The organism is Mesorhizobium sp. M5C.F.Ca.IN.020.32.2.1 (assembly GCF_004023105.1).
GTDB lineage: Bacteria > Pseudomonadota > Alphaproteobacteria > Rhizobiales > Rhizobiaceae > Mesorhizobium > Mesorhizobium wenxiniae.
In genome coordinates this window covers 1-979 of record NZ_RZSX01001388.1, presented here as the reverse complement: position 1 = coordinate 979, position 979 = coordinate 1, and the positions used below count along the sequence as shown (strand labels likewise).

Genomic DNA, 979 nt, shown 5'->3' with positions numbered 1-979 from the left:
GTCATGCCCACGCCGCTGTAGACGCTATGCATCAACCAGTTGCGACCGAGGCTGATCATGGCCGCCCTAGGCCTGGTACACGGTCCGCTTGGTGAGAACTCCGTACATCTTTGCGTTGACATGCAGCGCTTGTTCGCACCGGGCGGGCCATGGGCCGTGCCGTGGGCGCAGAGGGTGCTGCCGGCCATCGAGGAGCTGGTGGACAGACACCCGGAGCGAACACTGTTCACCCGCTTCATTCCCGCCGCCCGACCCGGCGAAGGACCGGGCATGTGGGCGCGGTATTATCGGCGTTGGGCCGAGGTCACCCTTGCCAACATCGATGCTGGCCTCGTCGAGTTGATGCCATCTTTGGCGCGGTTCGTGCCGCCGGCGAAAGTTCTCGATAAGCATGTCTACTCTCCGTGGACCGAAGGTCGGCTCAACGCGATGCTCACGGCGTCGGGAATCGGCACGCTGGTCATCTCCGGTGGCGAGACCGATGTCTGCATCCTGGCCACGGTCCTCGGCGCCATTGACCATGGCTTTCGAACTGTTCTCGTCACGGACGCCATCTGCAGCTCAGCCGATCAGACCCACGATGCGCTGATGGAACTTTATCGCTCGCGCTTCAGCGAGCAGGTCGAGGCGGTGAGGATCGAAGAGGTTCTGGAGAACTGGCGCTAGTCGAAGGCTCGAGAAGACACGATCATGAGAACCATTTTTCGGGACAACGGGCTTACGATCGTCTTGGTGGCGATGTTCCTGTTCAGCATCGTCGGCATGATCTGGTCGGGCCGTTCTGCCTACAATCAAGACCTTCGTGAGCATGGCTCGGCAGCGATCGGCTTCTTGGCTTATTTGAAAAGCGGCAACTTCCTCTCGGCGCTCTTCGAAAACTGGGAAAGCGAATTCCTGCAGATGTCGGCCTATGTCATGCTAACAGCGATGCTGTTTCAGCGCGGCTCGGCCGAGTCGCGTGATCCCGATGATCCCGACC

The 979-nt window shown here is 60.5% G+C and carries 2 protein-coding genes; both read left to right on the top strand.

Features of this window, described 5'->3' with window-relative positions; translation table 11 throughout:
* Positions 1-57: 57 nt before the first annotated feature.
* On the top strand, positions 58-666 hold the full coding sequence (locus EOA86_RS36225) for an isochorismatase family cysteine hydrolase (RefSeq protein ID WP_128345803.1): 609 nt from the start codon (positions 58-60) through the stop codon (positions 664-666).
* A gap of 24 nt (positions 667-690) precedes the next feature.
* The coding region (locus EOA86_RS36220; protein WP_348633390.1) for a DUF6766 family protein at positions 691-979 on the top strand (289 nt) is incomplete at its 3' end.